The 21815-nt window shown below is 69.5% G+C and carries 23 protein-coding genes; 10 read left to right on the forward strand and 13 right to left on the reverse strand.

Features of this window, described 5'->3' with window-relative positions; genetic code table 11:
- Positions 1-81: 81 nt before the first annotated feature.
- Positions 82-960, forward strand: a complete 879-nt coding sequence (locus FHX42_RS18320; RefSeq protein ID WP_182545627.1) for a LysR substrate-binding domain-containing protein — start codon at positions 82-84, stop codon at positions 958-960.
- Between the two features lie 67 nt (positions 961-1027).
- Here FHX42_RS18320 and FHX42_RS18325 read toward each other — a convergent pair whose 3' ends face one another.
- Complete coding sequence (locus FHX42_RS18325; protein WP_182545628.1) at positions 1028-1462, reverse strand: hypothetical protein; 435 nt, start codon at positions 1460-1462, stop codon at positions 1028-1030.
- A 67-nt stretch (positions 1463-1529) separates the two neighbouring features.
- Here FHX42_RS18325 and FHX42_RS18330 point away from each other — a divergent pair, with 67 nt between their 5' ends.
- Complete coding sequence (locus tag FHX42_RS18330; protein ID WP_182545629.1) at positions 1530-1805, forward strand: hypothetical protein; 276 nt, start codon at positions 1530-1532, stop codon at positions 1803-1805.
- A gap of 73 nt (positions 1806-1878) precedes the next feature.
- Positions 1879-2328 carry a GNAT family N-acetyltransferase gene (locus FHX42_RS18335; RefSeq protein WP_182545630.1) on the forward strand — a complete coding sequence of 150 codons (450 nt, stop codon included), beginning with the start codon at positions 1879-1881 and terminating at the stop codon, positions 2326-2328.
- 93 nt (positions 2329-2421) lie between these two features.
- On the opposite strand, the gene FHX42_RS18340 is transcribed toward FHX42_RS18335, so the two are convergent.
- From FHX42_RS18340 to FHX42_RS18360, 5 genes are all read right to left on the reverse strand, one after another.
- Positions 2422-2925 carry a metallophosphoesterase family protein gene (locus FHX42_RS18340; protein ID WP_182545631.1) on the reverse strand — a complete coding sequence of 168 codons (504 nt, stop codon included), beginning with the start codon at positions 2923-2925 and terminating at the stop codon, positions 2422-2424.
- A gap of 43 nt (positions 2926-2968) precedes the next feature.
- The gene (locus tag FHX42_RS18345) at positions 2969-3871 is read right to left on the reverse strand and encodes an alpha/beta hydrolase (protein ID WP_182545632.1); all 903 of its coding nucleotides are present in this window, start codon (positions 3869-3871) and stop codon (positions 2969-2971) included.
- Between the two features lie 96 nt (positions 3872-3967).
- On the reverse strand, positions 3968-5512 hold the full coding sequence (locus tag FHX42_RS18350; RefSeq protein ID WP_182545633.1) for a SagB family peptide dehydrogenase: 1545 nt from the start codon (positions 5510-5512) through the stop codon (positions 3968-3970).
- A gap of 11 nt (positions 5513-5523) precedes the next feature.
- Positions 5524-7428: a TOMM precursor leader peptide-binding protein gene (locus FHX42_RS18355; RefSeq protein WP_182545634.1), complete on the reverse strand. Its 1905-nt coding sequence runs from the start codon at positions 7426-7428 to the stop codon at positions 5524-5526.
- Positions 7429-7524: 96 nt separating this feature from the next.
- Positions 7525-8433: a hypothetical protein gene (locus tag FHX42_RS18360; RefSeq protein ID WP_182545635.1), complete on the reverse strand. Its 909-nt coding sequence runs from the start codon at positions 8431-8433 to the stop codon at positions 7525-7527.
- A gap of 433 nt (positions 8434-8866) precedes the next feature.
- Between FHX42_RS18360 and FHX42_RS18365 the strand changes: the two genes are divergently transcribed.
- Positions 8867-9487 carry a Rieske (2Fe-2S) protein gene (locus tag FHX42_RS18365; protein WP_182545636.1) on the forward strand — a complete coding sequence of 207 codons (621 nt, stop codon included), beginning with the start codon at positions 8867-8869 and terminating at the stop codon, positions 9485-9487.
- Between the two features lie 145 nt (positions 9488-9632).
- On the opposite strand, the gene FHX42_RS18370 is transcribed toward FHX42_RS18365, so the two are convergent.
- Both FHX42_RS18370 and FHX42_RS18375 read right to left on the reverse strand, forming a co-directional pair.
- Positions 9633-10973: an MFS transporter gene (locus FHX42_RS18370; protein WP_182545637.1), complete on the reverse strand. Its 1341-nt coding sequence runs from the start codon at positions 10971-10973 to the stop codon at positions 9633-9635.
- 41 nt (positions 10974-11014) lie between these two features.
- Positions 11015-12223 (reverse strand): M20 metallopeptidase family protein, encoded by a 1209-nt coding sequence (locus FHX42_RS18375; protein ID WP_182545638.1) that lies wholly within the window; start codon positions 12221-12223, stop codon positions 11015-11017.
- Positions 12224-12335: 112 nt separating this feature from the next.
- Here FHX42_RS18375 and FHX42_RS18380 point away from each other — a divergent pair, with 112 nt between their 5' ends.
- A complete protein-coding gene (locus FHX42_RS18380) occupies positions 12336-13361 on the forward strand; it encodes an Lrp/AsnC family transcriptional regulator (RefSeq protein ID WP_182545639.1) in 1026 nt (341 codons plus the stop codon).
- 106 nt (positions 13362-13467) lie between these two features.
- Here the strand turns inward: FHX42_RS18380 and FHX42_RS18385 are convergent, their stop codons facing one another.
- Both FHX42_RS18385 and tcuA read right to left on the reverse strand, forming a co-directional pair.
- Positions 13468-14124 carry a GntR family transcriptional regulator gene (locus FHX42_RS18385; RefSeq protein WP_182545640.1) on the reverse strand — a complete coding sequence of 219 codons (657 nt, stop codon included), beginning with the start codon at positions 14122-14124 and terminating at the stop codon, positions 13468-13470.
- A 25-nt stretch (positions 14125-14149) separates the two neighbouring features.
- Positions 14150-15625 carry an FAD-dependent tricarballylate dehydrogenase TcuA gene (gene tcuA, locus FHX42_RS18390; RefSeq protein WP_182545641.1) on the reverse strand — a complete coding sequence of 492 codons (1476 nt, stop codon included), beginning with the start codon at positions 15623-15625 and terminating at the stop codon, positions 14150-14152.
- Positions 15626-15724: 99 nt separating this feature from the next.
- Here tcuA and FHX42_RS18395 point away from each other — a divergent pair, with 99 nt between their 5' ends.
- The 3 genes from FHX42_RS18395 to FHX42_RS18405 are packed head-to-tail and all read left to right on the forward strand — an operon-like array spanning position 15725 to position 18801.
- Positions 15725-16744, forward strand: coding sequence for a tripartite tricarboxylate transporter substrate binding protein (locus FHX42_RS18395; protein ID WP_182545642.1), 1020 nt, complete (start codon positions 15725-15727; stop codon positions 16742-16744).
- Between the two features lie 7 nt (positions 16745-16751).
- Complete coding sequence (locus FHX42_RS18400) at positions 16752-17309, forward strand: tripartite tricarboxylate transporter TctB family protein (protein WP_182545643.1); 558 nt, start codon at positions 16752-16754, stop codon at positions 17307-17309.
- A 1-nt stretch (position 17310) separates the two neighbouring features.
- On the forward strand, positions 17311-18801 hold the full coding sequence (locus FHX42_RS18405; RefSeq protein WP_182545644.1) for a tripartite tricarboxylate transporter permease: 1491 nt from the start codon (positions 17311-17313) through the stop codon (positions 18799-18801).
- A gap of 38 nt (positions 18802-18839) precedes the next feature.
- On the opposite strand, the gene FHX42_RS18410 is transcribed toward FHX42_RS18405, so the two are convergent.
- The 3 genes from FHX42_RS18410 to FHX42_RS18420 all read right to left on the reverse strand — a co-directional run bounded on the left by FHX42_RS18410 (position 18840) and on the right by FHX42_RS18420 (position 20347).
- On the reverse strand, positions 18840-19004 hold the full coding sequence (locus FHX42_RS18410; protein WP_182545774.1) for a hypothetical protein: 165 nt from the start codon (positions 19002-19004) through the stop codon (positions 18840-18842).
- 138 nt (positions 19005-19142) lie between these two features.
- Complete coding sequence (locus tag FHX42_RS18415; protein ID WP_182545645.1) at positions 19143-19919, reverse strand: SDR family NAD(P)-dependent oxidoreductase; 777 nt, start codon at positions 19917-19919, stop codon at positions 19143-19145.
- Between the two features lie 164 nt (positions 19920-20083).
- Positions 20084-20347: a winged helix-turn-helix domain-containing protein gene (locus FHX42_RS18420; RefSeq protein WP_182545646.1), complete on the reverse strand. Its 264-nt coding sequence runs from the start codon at positions 20345-20347 to the stop codon at positions 20084-20086.
- Positions 20348-20699: 352 nt separating this feature from the next.
- Between FHX42_RS18420 and FHX42_RS18425 the strand changes: the two genes are divergently transcribed.
- Both FHX42_RS18425 and FHX42_RS18430 read left to right on the forward strand, forming a co-directional pair.
- Positions 20700-20882: a hypothetical protein gene (locus tag FHX42_RS18425; protein ID WP_182545647.1), complete on the forward strand. Its 183-nt coding sequence runs from the start codon at positions 20700-20702 to the stop codon at positions 20880-20882.
- A 313-nt stretch (positions 20883-21195) separates the two neighbouring features.
- The gene (locus FHX42_RS18430) at positions 21196-21786 is read left to right on the forward strand and encodes a bifunctional DNA primase/polymerase (RefSeq protein WP_182545648.1); all 591 of its coding nucleotides are present in this window, start codon (positions 21196-21198) and stop codon (positions 21784-21786) included.
- The last annotated feature ends 29 nt before the right edge of the window (positions 21787-21815 follow it).

Below are 21815 nucleotides of genomic sequence, written 5' to 3' on the forward strand. Positions count from 1 at the left end.
CTGGACGGGATTGACCGTAGGCTGAAGCATCGATGTCCGTCCAACACTGATATGACATCCTCCGATACCGGAAGAGCATCGATGTTCACCTTCGCTCAGCTGAGCAGTTTCGTCGCGGTCGCCGAGGAACTGCACTTCGGCCGCGCCGCCGAACGCCTGCGCATGACCCAGCCGCCGTTGAGTCGTCACATCCAGCAGTTGGAAAGGGAGCTCCGGACGCGGCTGCTCGACCGCGGTAGCCGCACCGTGCGGCTGACCCCTGCCGGCAGTGCCTTCCTGCGGGACGCCCGGAACCTGCTGCACGAGGCGGAGAACGCCGCCCTGTCGATACGGCGTGTGACCAGTGGAGAGTCGGGAGTCGTCCGCATCGGTTTCACCGCCACTTCGGCGTACGAGGTGCTGGGCGGCTTGCTGGAGACCGCCCGCGAACGGCTGCCGCACGTCGACGTGGTGCTGCGGGAGCTGGTCACGCGGGACCAGCTCGAGCAGCTCTCGGCGGGCGCGCTCGACCTCGGCCTCATCAGGCCACCGGTGAGTCGACCCGAACTGCGGGTCCGGCCGCTGGTGACGGAACCACTGCTGGCGGCACTACCGCGGGAACACCCGCTGGTTCGGTCCGAGGGGAGCACCGTGCACCTGCGGGATTTCGACGGCGTGGACGTGGTGATGTACTCGCCGACCGAGGCGCGCTATTTCCACGAGCTGCTCGTGAGCACCTTCCGAGACGCGGAGGTCGTGCCCCGGTATCGCCAGTACGTCAGTCAGATCCACACGATGCTCGCGCTGGTGCAGGTCGGCCTCGGCGTGGCCCTGGTTCCCGCTGCCGCCGCGCGACTGCGCCTCGAAGGGGTGGTCTTCCGGCCGGTGGCCCTGCCGGATCCGAACCCCGTGGAACTGCAGCTTGCTTGGCGGGACAGCAACGACAACCCCGCGCTCGACGCCTTTCTCTCGTTGGTGTGAGAGTTTTCCGTGAGCCGGGTCCGCGCTCGGTTCGAGTCGGTTCGGTGGTGGGACTTACCGGTGTCCTTCAGCGACGCGAAGTGCTCTCGTGCAGCGCCACCGCGGCCAGCGTGCTCAGCAGCGTGGCCCCGCTCGCGAGAGCGGTTACGGTGCTGCGTCCGCTCCGGGGCAGCTCGGACCAGCACGACACTGTGGCGGCGACGTCGGTGGCGTCGGCCACGGCCGCCGCTGCCAGCCAGAGCGGCAGCGCTCGAGCGGAGCGGGGGCGACGCAGTGCCAGCAGTGAGCCCGCGCCGAGCGCGATGTCGCGACCACCGGCAGCACGAGCGAGGACCCGTACCGCCGGGCTTCGGGCCTGTGCCGCCCCGACCCACGGGGTCGCCGCCCACGGTGGGCGCAGTACCGCGGCGGCACCGAGCGCGACGCGGCCGGTTCCGATCAGTCCGGCGACGCACCGCGCCGAGCGAGTACGAAGGTCGTCTCCGGTCGCGGATGGTGTCACGGCGATTCGCCTCCCGTGCGGTTCCGGTCGGTCGTCTGCATGCCCGTAGCACCTTACTCGGGTGTCCGTGTCGGCACGATGCGCGCACGGGTTCGCCCCGCTGCACGAGGAAAGCGCCCCGGGAAAGCGCGGCGCGAACCCGGGAATCCCGCTCGACCGGCACGGCCTAGCGACGGACCGGGTACCGGAGGTGAAGGGCACGTCGGCCCTGGACGACGATCGGGTCGTCGAGCAGCAGGTGCCCACCCCCGCTCCTCGAGAAGTGCGGGACGTCCCCGCCCACCTCCCCGAGGCCCCCACACGCGAAGCGCGTCGCGCGACGGTACACGGCGCTCGGACGTAGCTTCCCGGGACACGCGGCACGGCCGGTTCGTGCTCGGTTCGCGTGGAGGGGGAGTGGTGGTCAGACTGGGGTGATGGCGATTATTCGACCGGCGCGTCCGAGCGATGCCGAGGAACTGTCCACCGTGGAACACGCCGCGTACGCGAACTACGTCGACCACGCGGGCGTGCGGCCGGAACCGATGACCGAGGACTTCTCACCGCTGATCGGTGACGAGAGGGTGTGGGTGGCCGAGCACGAGGGTGCAGTGATGGGCCTGCTCGTGCTCACAACGAGGCCGGATCACCTGCTCCTGGACAGCATCGCCGTCTCGCCGGACGCGCAGGGCATGGGGATCGGTCGGCGACTGCTGGAATTCGTCGAGGAACACGCGCGTGCGCACGGTCTGGGTGAGGTCCGCCTCTACACCGACGAGGCCATGACGAGCAACATCGACTACTACCTTCGCCGCGGGTTCGTCGAGACGCGTCGCGCCGTCGACCAGGGTCGCCGGCGTGTGTTCTTCACCAAGCACCTCGGATGATCGCTCGCCGGCGAAGGTGGTGCGGCCGAGCAATGTGCGTTCGGCCGCGCCCTTCCTGTTGGCTGCCCGCGATGCGGTGGTCGCGTAGTTCGGTCAGCGCCGCGGTGGCAGTCGGTGCAGGGTGACTTCGCCGAGCCCGCCGCCGGAGATTTCCGCCGTCATGTAGGTGTGGTACGGCTGCCGTCGGCGGTCGGTCGGCGAGCCGGGGTTGAGCAGGCGCAGGCCACCCGCCGTGGTGGTGTCCCAGGGAACGTGGCTGTGCCCGAACACCAGCACATCTGTGTCCGGGAACAAGCGCTCGCAGCGCTTTTCCCTGCCCTTGGTCGTTCCGGTCTCGTGGATCACCGCGAGCCGGAGGCCGTCGAGCTCGGCTCGCGCGATCTCGGGGAGCCGCTCGCGGAGCGGCGGCCCGTCGTTGTTGCCGAACACGCCGATGAGCCGGGTGCTGCGGGCATCCAGGTGGTCGAGCAGCTCGGTATCGACCCAGTCACCGGCGTGGACGACGGTGTCGGCGGACTCCACCGCGCGCCACACCTCGTCCGGGAGCGCCTTCGCCCGCTTCGGCAGGTGCGTGTCGGCGATCAACAACAAGCGCATGACGTCGATGATGGCTCACGCGGCGATCGTGAGCCCCTCGGCCCTAGCGGTGCGCTCGAAGCAGGTCGACGAGTTCGGCGGTGGCTCGGCGGGCTTCGGGGATGTACTGCAGCAGTGGCCAGCCGTGCACCATGTCCCGGTACTCGACGTAGTCGATGTCGACGCCCTCCCGGGCCGCGGCGCTGCGCAGCCGCCGGGAGTCGAGCAGCAGCACGTCGCGGGTACCGATGAAGACGCTGATGCGCCCGAGGCCGTCGAAGGTGCCGTTGAGGGGGCTGATGAGCGGGTCCGCGGGGTCGAGGTCTCCGGAGTACATCCGGGCGGCTTCGAGCAGGCCCGGTGTGCTCAGGTACGGGTCCCGGCGGTCCAGGGTGGGCACCGCGGGGTCCCGCATGGTGGCGTCCAGCCACGGGGAGAGCAGTACCAGGTGGGCAGGTTGGGGTCGCCCCTGCTCCCGCAGCATGCGAGCGAGGACGAGGGTGAGGCCCCCACCTGCGGAATCGCCCATGACGACCTGCTGAGCCGGATCGACGTCGGCCAGGTGCCGCTCGTAGGCTTCGGCGATCACGGCCTGGGCCTCGTCGTAGTGGTAATCGGGTGCCAGCGGGTAGACCGGCACGGTCACCGTGCACGCGAGCAGGTCGACGAGCCTGCTGACGAAGCGCCAGTGGGACCGTTCGATCGAGTGCACGTAGGCGCCACCGTGCAGGTAGAGCACGTGCTGACCGCTTGCTCGCTCCCGTGGTGCGAGTGTGACGCACGGGAAACCGCGTACGTCGGTCCGTCGAACGTGGTGGCGTCGGTAGAGCTTGGCCGGAGGCTTCGACGTGCGCTTGCGCTGGCTGTCGACGATGCTCCTGTCGAACCGGCTCGTGTCGAGGAAGACCTGCTTGCGTCCGGTCGCCCGGAACCACCCGATGAGTAACCGGCTACGCACACTCGTCATGAAACCCTCCGAATCACTCGGCACACGGGCAGAGTTTCCCACCGAGTCCGTACGGACACATGCTGAGAGCGGTCCGGGTCGACGCGAGGAACGTCGTCACAGTCGGTGCCGCACCGCTTGGCCGGAGCGGGCTGCTCCGATCAGCAGCATCGTCTCGCTGCTCCACCGGGTGCCCCGCAGTCCGAGCGCTCGATCGGTGTTCTCGCAGGCACCACCGGAGTGAATGCGAGCAGCCACCCCGAGCGCCGCGGATGCCAGCGCGGCCCGATGAGTGAGGGCACCGGTCTCGATCTGCACCAGTCGGTACCCGCGGTCACCGTGGTGCGTCAGCGCCGCTCCCACGGCCGCGAGTGGAAACAGCGCGACCGCGGCCTCGTGGAAGGTGATTCGGGTCGATTCGTCGGGCAGGTTCTCCGCCAAGTACCGTATCGAACCGGCATCACGGAGCCGTTCCAGCGACCCGTGGGTGTATCGGTAGACACCGGGCGGAACGCCGGGAACTCGTGAGACAGCGCAGCACATTTCGATCGGGGTCGGTACCTGTCGAACGTCCCCGAGGTCTTCGGGGTGACCGCCGGCGGCGTCGAGGATCGCGGCCAGGCTGCCCGGCTCGATCGGTTCGCGTCGGAATCCCTTGCTCGCCGAGTGCCGGTGTGACACACCGGTGGTCGACGGGGCTTCGGTCGGGGAGGGCAGCCGGATCGAACCCGCTCCGGCAGGACGGGTGACTTCGTCGGACGAGACCGGTTCGGGGTCTTCCGTCAGCGAGGCGGCGTGCAGGGCCGCGGTGATCGGCAGTCTGCTGGTGACGTCGTGGGGCGGTTCCGCGAGCGCGGCACGCGGCCGATGCAGGAGGTCGCTGCGACTCGGAGCCGCAGCGGCGGATTTCGCGCGGAGCGCGGGATGTCGCAGAGCGATGACGGCGGTGGCTGTCTGCCGGAAGGTGTCCAGCCCGAGGAGCTGATTGACCTTTTCGTCCGGGAAGCGGAGGTGGACGGCCGACTCCGCACCGAGGAGACGAGCTACGGCACGGACCTGAGCGAGGAGAGCGCCGGTCTCCTGGTGCAGCAGACGGTAGGCGAACTCCCCGTACTTGAAAGCGCTGCGCCAGAACACCGCGGTGAGGGCGAGCACCACGTCCGGAGCCTGGTCCGGTGGCGCGGTCACCGCGTCGACGAGAGCGGCCCGGTGATCACCGGATCGCACCTGGCGCAGGCTGTGGTGGACGACTCCGTAGTGGTGCAGTGCGGCCGGTACGCGGGGTAGTTCTCCGGTGGCGAGGTAGACCTCGATCGGATACAGCGCGCCTCCGCTGGGTGCGGGCCGGAACACGCCCTGCACGGGCGGTCCTTCGATCGCACGTCCGGTGAATGGATCCATCGGGCGAGTCCAGTCCGCCCGGGTGAGTCCGCAGAGCTCGCGTAGCAGTCGCCCCAGCAGCTCCGTGTCCGGTCGTTCGCTCGTCCTCGAGGCCCACGGCAGCGGGAGGACGGGGCAGTCGGTGTAGGACAGAAACCGTGCCGGGGCCGCCGACCAGTCGATCTCGTCGGGAGCCGGGTCGCGGCCGCGCCGCATGTAGGTTCTGGCCGCGTCGCCCGGAGCCGCCGGCTGCTCCGTCGCAGTGGGAGGGACGGTGTTCAAGTCCGCCTCGATCAGGGAAAGGGGTGCGGGTACGGGTTGATCTCGTCGGGCCGCAGCTCTCGATCGCGGTAACCCAGTAGCCGCGGCACGGTGTGCAGTCGCGGTATGCCCGTCGTCCGCCGGAACCGATGTCCGAAGGTCATCGGCAGCGTTCCCGGGACCAGCACCTTGGCGGCGGCCAGTCCCTCGGCGGCCAGTTCCGGTGAGGTCTGGTCGATCGCGAGCACCTCCAGGCCGCTGCCCAGGTAGCGAGTGATCATTTCGGCGAGGTCCGTCGACAGGTCGTCGTGTTCCGGCCACTTCCACCGCGCCGCCAGTTCGGGCAACCCCCGCAGTGGACCGTCGAACAGGAACGACAGCCTGTCGAAGGCCGCCGGGTGACCGTAGAGCACCGAATGGTCGTCCATGGAGCGCACCCGGTCGGAGTCGGCGAGCATGCGTGCGGCGGACTCGTGGTCGTGGTGCTCGTCCCGTGCGGGCAGGAATGCCGTGAGCTCTCCCAGCGCGCGCAGCAGAGCTCGCTCCGGATCCGGATGAGCACCGGCACCGCACAGCGCCTTGGCCCGTTGGGGCTCGTCCTCGGGCTCGACCGCCATCACCCAGAAACTGGGCACCTGCTGCTCCAGCGTCGTCGCGAAGGCGTGCAGCCGGTATCCCAGTTCGTACCGTGCTCGTTCGGCCAACAGCGGGATCCGCCGGTCGACGGCGGTGCTCAGGTCGACCTGCGGTACCGGGAGCCGGGCGTACCAGGTCATCAGGAAGGAGTCGCGTTCGGCGACTTCGAGCAGGGCGTGCAGGATCGCTTCGGTCAGGCAACCGCCGAGCGCGCATCCGCTGGACGTCTCGTAGGCCAGCGGTTCCGCCGCGCACCCCAAGCCGTAGTACGCGTGACTTTCCGGTACCAGCAGCGGCTCGCCGCGCCGGAACGAGTAGCCCCACACCCAGCGCCTCTCGCGGTCGGGGGAGTGGGCGACGAACGGGAAGTCCGGCAGCCGGTACCGCTCCTCGGGGTAAAGTCCCAGGTCGACGGGGTTCACCGCGTGCTCGGCCACGTCGCGGTGGGCGGCGAGGACGTGACTTCGCCGTCCACGAGGTGTCTGCCCGACCAGCCGCTCCAGCGCCTCCAGCAAGGCGGTCAGCCGAGCCGAGCCGAAGTCGAAGGCGCGGCCGTGTCCGTGCTGACCGGCGTGGACCGCGGTGGCCGGGGAGAGCCGGGCGGTCGCCCCGGCCGTGCTCGGGCGTGACCAGGAGTCCACCGTGGCCACGACTCCGGTCTCCGGGTCGACGTAGCGCTGTTCGAGCTCTGTGCGCCGCGTGACGAGGTCGCGGGTGCGCAGTTGCCCGGGATGCGCTTTGCGGGCCGGGGTGAGCGTGATGGTGGCTCTCTCGGGGGTGTCCCGGGGGAGCTCGGCGCAGTCCGGGCAGTCCGGGCTGGCCACGAGGGGGTGTCGGCCGGTCGTGCCCTCCGCCGGTTCGAGCTCCAGCAGGGCGTCACGGGTGCGAGCCGTTCGCGGATCACGCAGCAGGCGGAGGGCTTCGTCGGCGGCCAACGCGCTCACCACGGCGCCCAGCAGCGGATTCGGCGGCGAGGAGACGTCGAACAAGTGGTCGTCACCGTAGTGCTCGTGCAACGCCTGTCGCCCGGGACCTTCGGGAAGGTTGCCGTGTCTGCGGTACTCGGCGCAGGTGGGGCATCCCGGGTGGCCGGGCACGGCGGCAGGACCGAGCGTCACCCTTCCGCCGTCGACGCGAACCGGCAACCAGGGCACGTTCCGCCGAATCGCCCAGGAACGGATTCCCCGCTGGTGTTCGGGCCCTGCCTTCGAGGTCGTCACCAGGGCCCGGCACTCGTCGGGCAGGTGTTCGGGATCGGTGGCGGTGACCCAGTCGATGCCGTGGGTCGGAGCGGCGGCCATCGCCGTCGCCGGCCATCCCGTTCCGAGCAGGCCGACGGGATGGACCGCTGCTCCGGACTCCGGCGAACCCCCCGGCTCGGGGGACGGAGCAGCAGCTCACTCATCGAGGATCACCACCTGGACCAGGTAGGGCAGTATCCGGGCGGCTTCGGGGTCGTGGTCCAGGGCGATCACGACGGGGGTGAAGCCGAGGGCACGCAGCGCTCGCGCGGAGGGTGGAGTACCGGTCGACTTCGGCCGGGACGCTTCCGGGGACGTCTCCTGCTCGGCGGGAATCCCCGGAACGGTGTGCGGGGCGCAGTCGGGCCGGTCCTCCGTGCGGGCCTGCCAGGCCAGCAGCCCGCGATCCAACGCCTCTCCCAGGGCGGCGGTCAGGGTCGAACCGACCGCCAGCACGGTGTCCGCGCCGACTCGGAGAGCGCACGCCGGTATGGACAGCAGGCCGGTCAGATCGTGCGCCACCGCGGGCTCGCCGACCTCACCCAGCAACCGGCGCAGATGGTCGGCCCGCTCGTTCAGCGGGAAACCGGGCACGTCCAGCCGAGGCAGCGGCCCCTCGAAATCGGCCAGCCGCTGTTCCAGCAGTACCGCGCAGTGCTGCCGTGTTCCCTCCGACAACGCCTCCTGCCAGCTCGGACCGGCCGCCGCACCGGTCGGTGGGCGGTAGGCGCTCCCCTCCGCGACCAGTGCCGGAAAGGCCAGTTCGGCCGGTATCGGGCGCGGGGCACCGGAAATCGGGTCCCACCCCCACTCGGCGGTTCCGTTCCGGTCCGGGAGCAACCGCCGATGGTCGACCGCCAGGCTCGCGTAACCGGCCAGGGCGGCCAACAGCACTTCCGTGCGAGCTTCGTCCCGGTCGAGCCCGTGCCCGACCACGGTGGGAACCGGGGCCCAGGCGGGCAGCAGGCCGAACGGATCGGACAGCCCTGCCTCGCACACCCACTGGGGAAACTGGGGCCAGTCCCGCTCGTCGAGGAATTCGAGCAGTCCGGTTCGCGAGTCCACGGCGTCGGCCGCCTGCTTCAGCAGTTCTCCCGTGTCGACCGGCTGCCCCGCTTCCAGTGCCTCGAAGGTTGCTCGAGCTTCGTCCTCGCTGCGCGGCCGGACCGGGCGTTGCGCGGGGTGCGGGAGGAAACCGTGCCACTCGGAGTCCAGAGTGTGCAGATCGAGTCGAGCCAGGGCCGGGGTGTCCGGCGTTTCCGGCCAGGGCCGGGGTGTCCGGCGTTTCCGGTGGCCGGGGCAGCTCGTCCATCCCGGTGCTGTGCCGGAACTGGGCGAGTGCCAGGCGGTGTCCGAGCACGGCGGGCAGTGGTCCGTTCAGCGGTGGTCTCTCGTTCCCCGACGTGGTCGCGGACGGTCCTCGCAGTCGATGCCAGGCCGATGCGGTCCCCGACAGGCCCATCGGAGCGAACCACGCCTCCTGCTCCAGGACCAGCACTTGACCGAGTGCGGCCTCGTTGCGCACGCAGTGCCGGCTCACCTCGAACAGCTGGTCCTCCTCGCCTTCCCGGCACACGTGGAGCACCACGTCCGCGTCGGCGATCGCTTCGTCGAGTGCCGCGGTGTCGACCGTGATCCGTTGCTGCTCGTCACGGCGGCTCCCTTCGGCGGCATCCCGCAGTTCCTCCTCCTGCCGAAGGTCGGTCGGCAGCACCGTTACCCGCTGCCAACCGGTGCCGACACCGGCGCGCAGCACCGAGGTCAGCACCGGACCGCCCCCCAGCAGCAGCACCCGTGCTCGGCGGTGGCGGTGGAACCGCCACTCGGCCGAACCCAGCGCGCAACGAACGAAGGCGATCTCGTCGGCGTAGCGGCGCTGCTCGGCTTCGGCGAGAGCGTGGGCTCGATCCGCCCGGGTGTCGGTGACCAGGTCGTACCGGTGCAGCAGATCGACCAGTTCTTCCACTGTCGTGCGCTTGTCCGGCGGCAGCGCGGCGGTCAGCTCGGCGAGCTGGTGGTCGCCGGTCAGGTAGGGGAGCAGTCGTTCCAGCCAGGTGTGGGCCTGCGGACCGGGAATGGCGCACGAGCCGCGGTCGCTGTGCAGGTAGACACCCTGTGAATAGGACACGTAGCGGACGTCGTCCCGCAGCCGCGGACGCATTCCAGGGGGATCCCCTCGGTCGTTTCCGGTGAATTCAGGTGAACGCGTCGTTTCGGCAGGCACACCGCCGAAACGACGCGTTCACCCTTCGAGACAGGCTCGGTCAGGGAGCGGGGACGCTCGGGGCGTCCTGTGCTCGCGTTGTCTCACGTACCGCGGGGCGGGTCCCCGTCTCCCCGAACGACGCCGCGGCGACCGCGGAGACCAGGGCCGTCCCGGCGAGGTAGTAGGCCGGGGACATGGTGCTTCCGGTCGCCCGGATCAGGGAGGTGAGGATGAGCGGGGTGAAGCCCCCGAAGATCGAGACCGCGACACTGTAGGCCACCGACATGCCGCTGTAGCGGACTCGGACGGGAAACACCTCGGCCATGGCGGTCGCGAGGCTTCCCGTCATGGGCGAGGCCGCCAGTGCCAGCAGGACGTAGGCGGCGGTGGTGGTGAGGAAGGTTCCCTGGAGCAGCAGCAGGTAGATCGGTACCGCACAGAGCACCAGGGCGACCGGGGAGGCGACGAGGAACGGCTTCCGCCGCCCGATCCGGTCGGCCAGCAGCGCCCAGGCGGGGGTCAGTGCCACCTGGACGGCGATACCGAGCAGCATGGCGGTGAACATCCGCGACTGCGGCATCCCGAGCTCCTGGACGAGGAAGGCCGGCCAGAACGCCTGGATCATGTAGAAGCAGGTCGTGCCCGTGATGAGCAGCCCGATGACCCGGAGCATGTCGGCCCAGTGCTCGCGCATCACGTGCAGCAGGGGGGCCTCGTGCTCGGAATTCTGCTGTGCGGCCTGTTTGAACTGCGGTGTCTCGTCGAGCCGCAGTCGCAGGTACAGCCCGATCACTCCCAACGGCAGCGTGAGCAGGAACGGCAGCCGCCACCCCCACGCGTTGAGCGCCTCCGCCGAGAGCACGGTACTCAGCACGGTTCCGATCACGGCGGCGACGAGTCCGGCCAGGAACTGCGTGGACATCTGCCAACTGCCGTAGAAGGTGCGCCTGTTCTCCGGTGCGTACTCGACCAGGAACGCGGTCGCTCCCCCGAACTCGCCACCCGCGGAGAAGCCCTGCGTCACGCGAGCGATCACGAGCAGTACCGGTGCTGCCAGCCCGATCGAGTCGTGGGACGGCAGCGCCCCGATGACGAAGGTCGCACCGGACATGCCCAGGATCGCCACGGAGAGCGTGGTGCGGCGCCCCAGCCGGTCGCCGAAGTGGCCGAAGACCAGTGACCCCAGCGGGCGGGCCACGAACGGCACGCTGAAGGCCGCGAACGTGGCCAGCAGCGAGGGAGTGCCCTGTCCGGTGGGGAAGAAGTTCATCGCGATGGTGGCGGCGAAGAAGCCGTAGAGGGTGAACTCGAACCATTCGATGAAGTTGCCGATCGCGGCGGCGACGACCGCCTTGCGGCGAACCGCAGCCGGGACGGTCGCGTTCGTTGCTGTGCTCATGGAGGGGTCCTTGTTCGTGACCGAGGCCGGAGCAGGGGTGTTCAGCCTGCGTTGACTCCCGCGCGGGTACGGCCGAGAGCGAGTTCGGCGTAGAGGGTCGCGCCGTCGGTCAGCACCGCGTCGTCGTACCGCGCCTTCGGCGAGTGGTTGTACGGTGCTCGCGTGGGGTCGATGCCGTCGGGTACGGCACCCAGGCCGACGAAGCCGCCGGGCACGGCATTGAGCACGCGGGAGAAGTCCTCCGAGCCGGTCAGCGGGTTGGTCAGGGTCTCGTGACGGTCGGGACCGAAGGTCTCGGTGATCGTCTCTGCCGCGAAGGCGGTCTCGTCCACGTCGCCGACGGTGGGGGGATAACCGGGAACGTAATCGACCTCGATCTCGACTCCGTGGGCTGCGGCGATGCCCTTCAACACCGCGGGCGTGCTTTCCCGCACGCGTTCGCGGGCCGTCTCCGAGAACGTGCGCACGGTGGCAGCGAAGGTCGCGGTCTCCGGGATGACGTTGGCGGCCGCTCCCGCGTGCAGGGACCCGACGGAGATCACGACGGGGTCGAAGGCGTCGAACCGCCGCGTGATCATGGTCTGGAGCGAGGTGACCATCTCGCTGATCGCGGTGACCGGGTCCCGCGCGTGCTGGGGAGCCGAACCGTGCCCTCCGGAACCGTGCACGGTGACGTGGATCTCGTCGGAGGCCGCCAGCATCGTGCCCGGCCGGGTGACGAAACGACCCCGCGGAATCTGCGAGGAGAACACGTGCATCCCGTAGGCGGCGTCGACGCTCTTGCTGCCCGCCGCGTCGAGGACTCCCTCGTCGAGCATCACCTGAGCGCCGTCCCAGCCCTCTTCGCCGGGCTGGAACATCAGCACGACGTCGCCGTTCAGCCGGTCACGGTGTTGGCCGAGCAGCCGTGCGGCGCCGACCAGCATCGCGGTGTGCAGGTCGTGCCCGCAGGCGTGCATGGTGCCGTCGGTGCGCGAGGAGAACTCCACCCCGGTTTTCTCCTGGACCGGAAGGGCGTCCATGTCACCGCGCAGGAGCACGGTCGGACCGTCGCCGTCACCGCGCAGCACCCCGGTCACCGAGGTCGTGCGTGAACCGGTCGTGAGCTCCAGCGGCAGTCCGTCGAGGGCCTCGACGACCTTCTCCTGAGTCCGGGGCAGTTCGAGCCCGATCTCGGGATCGGTGTGCAGGGCGTGGCGCAGCGCCACCAGGTCACCGTGGATCTCCCGTGCGTCCTCGTGAACGGACACCGGACACCTCCGCGTGATTCGGGTCGTGGACGATGGTTGTCCGGCAGTGTGCGAGCGTGATCCCGGTTCGGGTTCAGAAGGCAGGATTCGTGCACATTCGAGGAGATGATCCGTGAATTCGATCCTGGACGAGCAGGATCTCACGCTTCTTCACGCGTTGCAGATCGCACCACGGGTCAGCTGGGCGGAGGCGGCCCGCGTGCTGGGAACGACCGCGGCCACCCTGGCCTCCAGGTGGGAGCGGATGCGTTCGTCGGGGATGGCGTGGGTGACGGTGCACCCGGTCCGGCAGCTCGAGAACGTCGCGGTCGCCCTGGTCGACGTCGACGTCGACCCGGCGAGGAAGCCCGCGGTGGTCGAGGCGCTGTGCCGGGATCCGCGTGCGGCGACGGTCGAGGAGTCCGCCAGCGGGCGCGACCTGATGGTGACGGCGATCGTCGCCGACTCCGATTCGATGTCCCGGTTCGTGCTCGACGACCTGCCCGGAACGGCCGGGGTGCGGCGCGTCGAGACGTACTCGGTCACCGAACTGCACTGGGAAGGCAGTCGCTGGCGACTCGACGCGCTCGATCGGGACCAGCAAGCGGCACTGCACGCCGCGTCCCGACCGCACGGCGGTTCCAAGCTCTCGACGATTCCCGCCGACTACTGGTCCCTCGTCGAGGCTCTCACCTACGACGGTCGGCGCAGCGCCGCCGACATGGCACGGCTGACCGGACGCACTCCCTCCACCGTGCGACGTCAGGTCACCCGGTTGCTGGCCTCGAACCTGCTGTCGTTCCGGTGCGAGGTGGCCCAGCTGCGGACCCGGTGGCCGCTCGCGTGCACGTGGTTCGCGCGCGTACCGGCCCCGGAGCTCGAACGGACGGTGCAGTCGCTGTCCACACTGCCGGAACTGCGGTTGTGCGCCTCGACGGTGGGCAGGAGCAACCTCGTCTTCATGGTCTGGGCGCAGTCACCGGGCGAGCTGATGCGCCTGGAACGCAGGCTCAACGAGAAACTGCCGTGGCTGGAGCTGACGGAGAGCGCGCTGTTGCTGCGAGTGCCCAAGCGAATGGGCTGGGTCCTCGACGCCGACGGCCGCAGTACCGGCGATGTCGTTCCCAGTCCCGCACACGCGCGGAGATCGCTTCGCTGACCGTTCGGCGTTCTCCGCGTGCGCGAATTCCGCTTCGTGGCCGGAGCGTTGGCCGGGATCCTGGACCGTGCCTCGACCTCGGCAAGCCATCCGGTCTTCGGGACGCTCAGGACGAGCTGATCATCTCTTGTCGCAGCATGGACAAGCGGAGATCGCGCGCCTTTCGCATGTGGTCCCGGGTGATTCGCCCGGCCTCTTCGGAATCACCTTCCCCGATCGCCTCGACCAGGCGTCCGTGCTCGTCCAGCGACTCCTCCCAGCGGCCGGGGGCCGACAGCGTCGAACGGGGAGTGCGGACGAGGTGGATGGTGAGGCGGTGCAGCAGGTCCACGAGCACGGGATTGTTGGTCGCCTGCCACATCGCTTCGTGGAACTCGATGTTGGTGTGGGCTCGGGTGGCGTCGTCCGGACCGGTGAGGCCCCGATCGCGGGCGAGCAGCCCCTCGAGGCGAGCCAGGTCGGACTTCCCGCAGGTGCGGGCCGCCTGTTCGGCGGCTTCGGCTTCGAGCAGGATGCGGGCGTCGTAGACCTGCACGACCTCCTCGGGGTCCGGTGCCCGGACGTGGAGGCCGCGGTCCCGGGACTCCAGGAGGCGATCGTGCTGCAACCGGCGGAGCACCTCACGGACGGGGGTGCGGGAGACCCCGAAGCGTTCGGCCACTGCGACCTCGCGCACCGGGGTTCCGGCAGGAAGCCTGCCGCTGGTGATGTCGGTACGCAGTTGGTCGTACATGGTCTCGTTGTCGACCCGTCGTGCCCTCATCGTCCCCCGTCGCTTTCGCTCCCGTTCACGCCAAGCTGCCCGCACGCCGGCCGAAGACGGTTCCGGAGGTCAGCCCCGATCCCCCAGGATAGTTTCCGCTGAACAAGCCCCCCAGCATCTCCCCGCAGACGAACAGTCCCGGGATCGGCTCCCCGGACTCGTCGAGGACTCGGCCGTGCGGGTCTCCGCGTAGCCCGCCGAAGGAGAAGGTGATTCCGCAGGTGACGGGGAAGGCGTAGTAGGGGCCGGTTTCGAGGGGCATCGCCCAGTTGCTCTTGGGAGGTGTGACGCCCCGCGCCGCCCTGCCGTCCTTGACCGCCGGGTCGTAGTCGACGTCGCGATCGATGTCGGCGTTGAACTCGGTGACCGTGGTGACGAAGTTGTCGAGGGCGATGCCGGCTTTCCCGGCGAGTTCCTCGAGGCTGTCGGCGACGAGCACGGAGGCTCCCGGACTGTCGTACTCCTCGGCCCTGAGCTGCGGTCGCAGCGTCGCGTCGAAGACCTGGTAGGCCACCCCGTGAGGTTGGCGCAGGATGGCCGCGCCGTACTTGGCGTAGGTGTAGTTGCGAAAGTCCGCGCCCTCGTCGACGAACCGCAGTCCTTCGGCGTTCACCACGATCCCGAGCGGATAACTCTGCCTGGTCAGACGGTTGGTGAGGAGGCGGTCTCCGCTGTCGGCCGCGTTGGCGTCCCAGGCGACGCTGTGGCACGAGGACCAGTCGCCCCCGGCGGCGGCCCCGGCCTTGCTCGCCGCGGCGAGCATGTCACCGGTGTTGAGCGGGGTTCCCCGGACCTTGGCCCACTGCCACCCCTCGCCCAGGTGCTCGCGCCGTAGCTCGGGATCGGCTTCGAAACCACCAGCGGCCAGGATCACCGAGTCGGCCCGCACGCTTCCGCGGGTTCCGCTCTCGTCCCGCCAGGTCACGCCGACGACCCGCCCGTCCTCGACGAGGAGCTCCTCGCAGCGGTGGCCGTAACGGACTTCGATGCCCGCGGCTTTCGCCGCCGCCGTGTGCTGGGCGATCAGACCGTGACCGCCGTCGACCACTCCCACGGCGAGACCGCCCCAGAAGACGTGGCGCCCCGACCGGTCGGGATACGACTGGCGCTCGTACATCAGTCGGAACCGCAGGCCGAGATCGCGCAGCCAGCTCAGCGCCCACCTGCTTTCCTCCACCAGTGCCGTGACCAGTGCCGGTTCGGCACGTCCTCCGGTGACGCGCTCCATGTCGGAGCGAAAAGTCTCCACCGGGTAGGGATCCAGCACGGTCTCCCGGCGACGGTCGTCGTGCTCGACGAGGTCGCCGATGTCGTCCAGACCGCCGTGGGCGACGCGGAAGGCTCCGGCGGTGTAGTACGAGTTCCCACCGGCCTCGTCCGGACCGCCCTTCTCCAGCAACAGGACGTGACGCCCGCGCCGGGCCGCCGCCTGCGCCGCGCTGAATCCCGCGTTGCCGCCGCCGACAACCACGACATCGGTGTGCTCGGGACCGTCACTCATCGCCGACCTTTCGCCAAGTATTGAACACAGTTGTATACAAAGGTATACCTAGAGAACACTGCTCCGGCAACGCAGCCTCCGGCGAACCGAGGTGAGATCATGGATCAGCGCCGATCCGGACCGGTGCGACGTGCTCGATCACGGCGCGTGGCTCCGGTGGTGACGGCCGCCGTCGCCACCGTCGCGCTGCTCGTCACGCAGGGACTGGGACAACGTCCGGAAGGATTGCACGCTCTCGAAGGGCGGCAACTGCGGCTGATGGCTCCCGCCGCACCCGGAGGCGGATGGGATCAGACGAGCCGGGAAATCCAGACCGCCCTGCGGGACCGGATCGGCCGCGTCGAGGTCTACAACGTCGATGGCGCGGGCGGGACCGTCGGGCTCAGCCAGTACGCGCAGCTGCCCGCCGATCCGACCGAGCTCATGGTCACCGGGTTGATCATGGTCGGTGCGATCCAGACGAACCATTCGCCGGTGACCCTGGCCGAAACGACTCCGTTGGCCCGGCTCACCACGGACTACGAGGTCGTCGTCGTGCCCGCCGACTCACCGCTGCGCGGCATCGACGACCTGGTCACGGCCATGCGCACGGACCTGCGCTCGGTATCGATCGCGGGAGGTTCCGCGGGCGGTGTCGAGCAGATCCTGGCGGGCCTGATCGCCGACGAGATAGGCAAGAACCCCTCGAAGGTCAACTACATCGCGCATTCCGGAGGCGGTGAGATGCTCACGACGCTGCTGTCCGGACGGTCGGACGCGGCGATCTCCGGACTCTCGGAGATCCTGCCGCAGATCGAGGCGGGGCGGGTCAGGCCGCTGGCCGTCTCCAGTGCCGAGCGGCTGCCCACGCTCCCCGACGTTCCGACCCTGCGGGAGCGAGGAGTCGACGTCGAACTGTCGAACTGGCGGGGAATCGTGGCTCCGGCCGGTATCAGCGCGGAGGAGGAGCGGGTCCTCGAGGACATGCTGATGCGGATGGCGCGGTCGCCGCGATGGCAGGAGACGCTCCGGCGGCGCGGTTGGGGGGACGCGGCCCTGGCCGGCCCGGAATTCGAACGATTCCTGGCCTCGGAGCAGCGGCGAATCGGCAGGGTTCTCGAGAAGCTCGATCTGAGGTGAGCGACGTATGGCCATTCCCGAAACCGGTGACGCCCGGGAGTCGATCGACGATCACGAGTCCGGGGACGATGTCGGAACGGGTGACGGACCTGCCGGCGACGACGGACGCACCGTCGGCGCCGCGGCGGTGCTGGGACTGTTCCTGTTGGCGCTGGCGGCGGTCACGCTGTTCGACGCGGCCTCGCTGAGCCGTGCCGGAGCGGGTCCGCTCGGTCCCGCCGTGTTTCCCGGCCTGATCGGGACGTTGCTCGCCGTCGCCGGTGTCACCATGCTCGTGCGGTCCCTGCGGCAGTGGCCGTCCGCGCCAGGACCGGCCGGGGTGCCCGCTGGCAGGCTGCTCCGGCTGGCTGCCCTGGTGGTGTTGTTGGTGATATTCGCCGTGGTGCTGCCGATCGTGGGCTACGTCGCGTCCTCGACTGCGTTGTTCGCCGGTGCCGCGTTTCTGCTCGGTTCCCCGCACCCGTGGCGCGGTATCGCCTACGGCTGGACGTTGGCAGCGGTGGTGTTCGTCGTCTTCGACCGGGTGATCGGCCTTTCGTTGCCCGCCGGACCGTGGGGATTCTGAGATGGACCAGCTCGAGGCACTGTTACGGGGATTCGACGCCGCGCTGAGCGCGGGAAACCTGCTCTGGGCGCTGCTCGGGGTCACCATCGGGACCGCGGTCGGCGTCCTGCCCGGGATCGGTCCGGCCCTCACGGTGGCGCTGCTGCTGCCGATCACCTTCCGGCTGGAACCCACCAGTTCACTGATCATGTTCGCCGGCATCTACTACGGCGGGATGTACGGCGGGTCGACGACCTCGATCCTGCTGAACACCCCCGGTGAGAGCGCCGCGATGGTTTCGGCGCTGGAGGGCAACAAGATGTCGCGGGCCGGACGTGGGGCCGCGGCACTGGCCACCGCTGCCCTCGGCAGCTTCGTCGCCGGCACCCTCGGGACTCTCGGGGTGACCCTGCTGGCCCCGGTCGTGGCCGAGTTCGCGATCGGATTCGGGCCGTCGGAGTACGTGGCGCTGATGGCCCTGGCGTTCGTCAGCGTCAGCACGCTGCTGGGCAGCAGCAGACTCAAGGGGATGGCGAGTCTGCTGGTCGGGCTGACCGTCGGACTGGTCGGCATCGACGCTCAAACCGGCCAGGCTCGGTTGTCCTTCGGGATTCCGGCGCTGCTCGACGGAATCGACGTCGTCATCGTGGTGGTCGCCCTGTTCGCTCTCGGGGAGACGTTCGACCGGCTGCTCAAGGGCACCGGCGGGGAGACCGTCGAACCGGTCCGGGGACGGGCGGTGCTGTCCCGACAGGACTGGAGGCGCTCGTGGCCGGCCTGGTTGCGCGGAACCGTCCTGGGATTCCCGATCGGTGCCCTGCCGGCGGGAGGTGCCGAAGTCCCGACCTTCCTCAGCTACAGCACCGAGCGACGGCTGTCCCGGAAAGGGTCGCGGTTCGGCAGGGGAGCCATCGAGGGCGTGGCGGGGCCGGAAGCCGCGAACAACGCCGCTGCTGCCGGAGTTCTCGTGCCGCTGCTCACGATCGGACTTCCCACCTCGGCCACCGCCGCGGTGATCCTCACGGCGTTCCAGAGCTACGGGTTGCAGCCGGGGCCGCAGCTGTTCTCCGAGTCCGGTCCGCTGCTGTGGACCCTGATCGCGAGCCTCTACATCGGTAACCTGATGCTGCTGGTGCTCAACCTGCCCCTGGTCAAGCTCTGGGCGAGACTGCTCACCATACCCGCGTACGCGATCTACGCCGCGGTGCTCGTCTTCGCCACTCTGGGCACTTTCGCCTCCGGAGGGACGACCGTGGACCTGGTGGTGCTGTATGCGCTCGGTGCGGTCGCGTTGCTGATGCGGACGGCGAACGTGCCGGTGGCTCCCGCCGTCGTCGGTCTGATCCTGGGGCCGCTCGCCGAGCAGCAGTTGCGCCGCGCCCTCGCGCTTTCGCAGGGCGACCCGACGGTTCTGGTCTCCGGGCCGCTGACCATCGCGTTGTGGGGGGTCGTCGCCCTGTTCGTGGTGGCACCCGGCGTGCTCAAGTTCGTTCGCCTCCGAAAGACGTGCTGACGGAGAGGCGATCAATCGTGATCACCTCCCCGCAGCGCTCATTCGTCGTCCGGTTTGGCGTGGTCGGGCACGCCGGGATGTGGATCGCGGGAGAGGTCGATGAGCGGATCGACCTCCGCTCCCTCCGGGGCGGCGTGGTCGGGCACGCCGGGGTTCGGGTCGCGGGAGGGGTCGACGACCGGCCGCTCGTCTTCGGTGCTCACACTGCTCTCCTGGGTGTGGCCGGTGCACTCGCTGCACCGGCGGTGTCCTTCGCGCGATTCAGGATGCACGACCGATCCCCTCGCGGTGATGTCGGGTGATCCGGTCGTTACTCCGTGACGTCTCCGCCCCGTGCGGACTCAGGCCGCAGACCAACCGCCGTCGGCGGGGAGGACGGCGCCGTTGACGAACGAGGACTGCTCGGACGCCAGGAACAGTGCCACGTCGGCGATGGCCTGCGGCTCGGCCATCTGCTCCCCGAGGGCCAGCACCGGTGCCAGCCGTTCGATCCCGGCGGTGTCGAAGGACGCCTTGCCCTCGCCTCCGCTGACGTTGGTGCTCACCGGACCGGGGCAGATGGCATTGCACCGGATGCCGTCACGGGCGTGCGTCCAGGCGAGGTTGCGGGTCAGACCGATCACGCCGTGCTTGGAGGCCGTGTAGGCGGTCCCGGCGGCGCCGCCTCGGAGACCGGCTTCGGAGGCGGTGTTGACGACGCGCCCGTGGCCGTTGGCCAGCATGTGGGGGAGCACGGCGCGGGTGAGCAGGAACGGGCCGGTGAGGTTGAGTCGCAGGACCCGGTCCCACAGCTCCGTCGGAATGTTCTCGGGCAGCGCCATGGTGTCCATGATTCCGGCGTTGTTGCAGAGAACGTCGATGCGCCCGTGGGCGTCGACGACCTCCCGCACGAGGTTCTCGACGGCCGCCTCGTCGCCGACGTCGGCTTCGACGGCCGTGGCACGGCCGCCGTCCCGCTCGATGTCCAGAGTGGTGCTGCGGGCGCTGTCGGCGGCGATGTCGGCTGCGACGACGGTGGCTCCGGCCGCGGCGAACGTGGTGGCCATCGCCCGGCCGATGCCCGAGCCCGCTCCGGTGATGATGGCCACCCGGCCGTCGAGGACGGTGGATGTGCTCATTTCGCGCTCCTCGGGTCGAACTCGTCGAACACGTTTGGTTGTTTAAAACAACCATGCACGATGCGTCGCGCGAGCTGGCACCGGGGTTTGTCGGGAGTGTGCGGAATTACGGATTCACGGGTGGTGTCGTACCCGATCCGGAGGACCATCCGTCGGTGGAGCCCTCAGTGGCTCCGTCCGCTGGTCACGTAGGTTCCCCGGCCCTTCACGATTGTTACGAGCCCTTGCTCTTCCAAATGTCGGACCGCTCGTATGGCGGTCAGTCTGGCGACCCCGTATATCTCGGCCAGGGCCTCGGCGGCGGGCAGTTTCGAGCCTGCGGACAACTCCCCGCGCTCGACATCGGCCCGAATGTCGTCGGCCACCTGCACGTGGACGTAGGCCGCTCCTTCGTGCTCGATCCGATCGACTCGTGACTCCCAGCTCATGACCGGACGGTAGGCCGCTATACGAGTGGATACCGGACAGGATACTTCTGTAGCGGTATACAACCTCTACGCTTGGGCCAGGAAGTGAACCGTGACTCAGGGAGTATGAGAGGGAAGCGGTCAGGACGCCGGACGAGGGTCAGTGCCACTACTGGCTTCCCGTGTTCGGGGAGGGCATGGGTAATCACGGCACCCGGCACGCCTTCAAGGGTGGCCGGAGGTGGGACGGGCGTACGACGGGAGCGTCCGTCTGCGGGGCCGGCGACATTCCGTTGGCGGGGCCGAGCGAGGTCGACCGGCTCCGGGCACCGACGTGCCCGGACTGCCACGCGGTCCTGAAGGCAGAGCAAGCATGAGCGAGGTCGGCAGGCTTATGAGGCTCGCGATGGTCGCGCTCGGGAACGCTGTGGTGGACATCGAGAACGACAGCCTTCCCGAGTGGCAGCGTCACGAGCTGGCGAGCGCGCTCGACAACCTGTCGACATCTCTCCGGCAGCCGGAACGTCCTCCCACCGTCGTCGACGGCGCTGACTGAGGTTTTCCCGTCGCGCGGACGACCCCGCCGGGCGAGCGAAGAGGCCCACACCCCGAACCACCCCGAAACAACTCAAGGGTGTGGGCCGCCGGGGTGACGGTGCGGATTTCCTCGTTCACCGTCAGCACCCCACGCCGACCGTAGCGCTGTGACCACGGCTCGGCGACTCGACGGACGGCGTGCGCGTGAACCGGTGCTGACGGTGGTGTATGCGTTCGGTGCATGCTCCGTATGTGTTCGACGCACACACGGATCGCGTCGAGTTCGTACTGTCGTCGCGCAACGCCGGATCCGTTCAAGGTGGCGATACTCGATGACACGCACGGAGCCGAAGCATCCCGGAGGTTCACTGCTCCCGGTCATCCCCGGTACGAGGTGGACCGAACTGCGTAGCGCGGCCGTGGAGTGCGCTCGCCGGAGTTGGCCGGTGCTGCCGGGGACGTATCAGCTCGACGAGCGGGACGGGTGGTGGGGCAGACCCGGGGCCGCCGGCCTGCGGCCGGTGGCCCCTCCCATCGCTCCGGACCGGGCGCTGGACCGGTGGACGCGCCGCCCGTGCTCGGTGCTGCTGGCCTGCGGTCACTCGGTCGATGCCGTGGAGGTGACCGCCGAGCACGGCGGTCGTGCCCTGGAGCGGCTGTTCGGGGATCGGCTCGGGCCGGTGGCGGCGAGCCCGTCCGGGTGCTGGTTCTTCTTCGTGAGCAGCAACGGGCTGCCGATGCGCACGGAACTGTTCGAGCGCGCGCAGGTCCAGCATCACGCGCGGGGATGCTGGTTGCCGCTGCCTCCGTCGTCACGGGACGGGCTCGTGTACTCCTGGCGGGTGTCTCCGTCCAGTGCCGACTGGTCGCTTCCCTCCTCGGCGGAGGTGCAACAGGTCCTGGCGGAGACGTTGCCGCGCTGATCGAGGACTCCCGGCCGGAAGCCGTCACT

It is taken from the genome of Halosaccharopolyspora lacisalsi, from assembly GCF_014137975.1.
In the GTDB taxonomy this organism is placed as follows: domain Bacteria; phylum Actinomycetota; class Actinomycetes; order Mycobacteriales; family Pseudonocardiaceae; genus Halosaccharopolyspora; species Halosaccharopolyspora lacisalsi.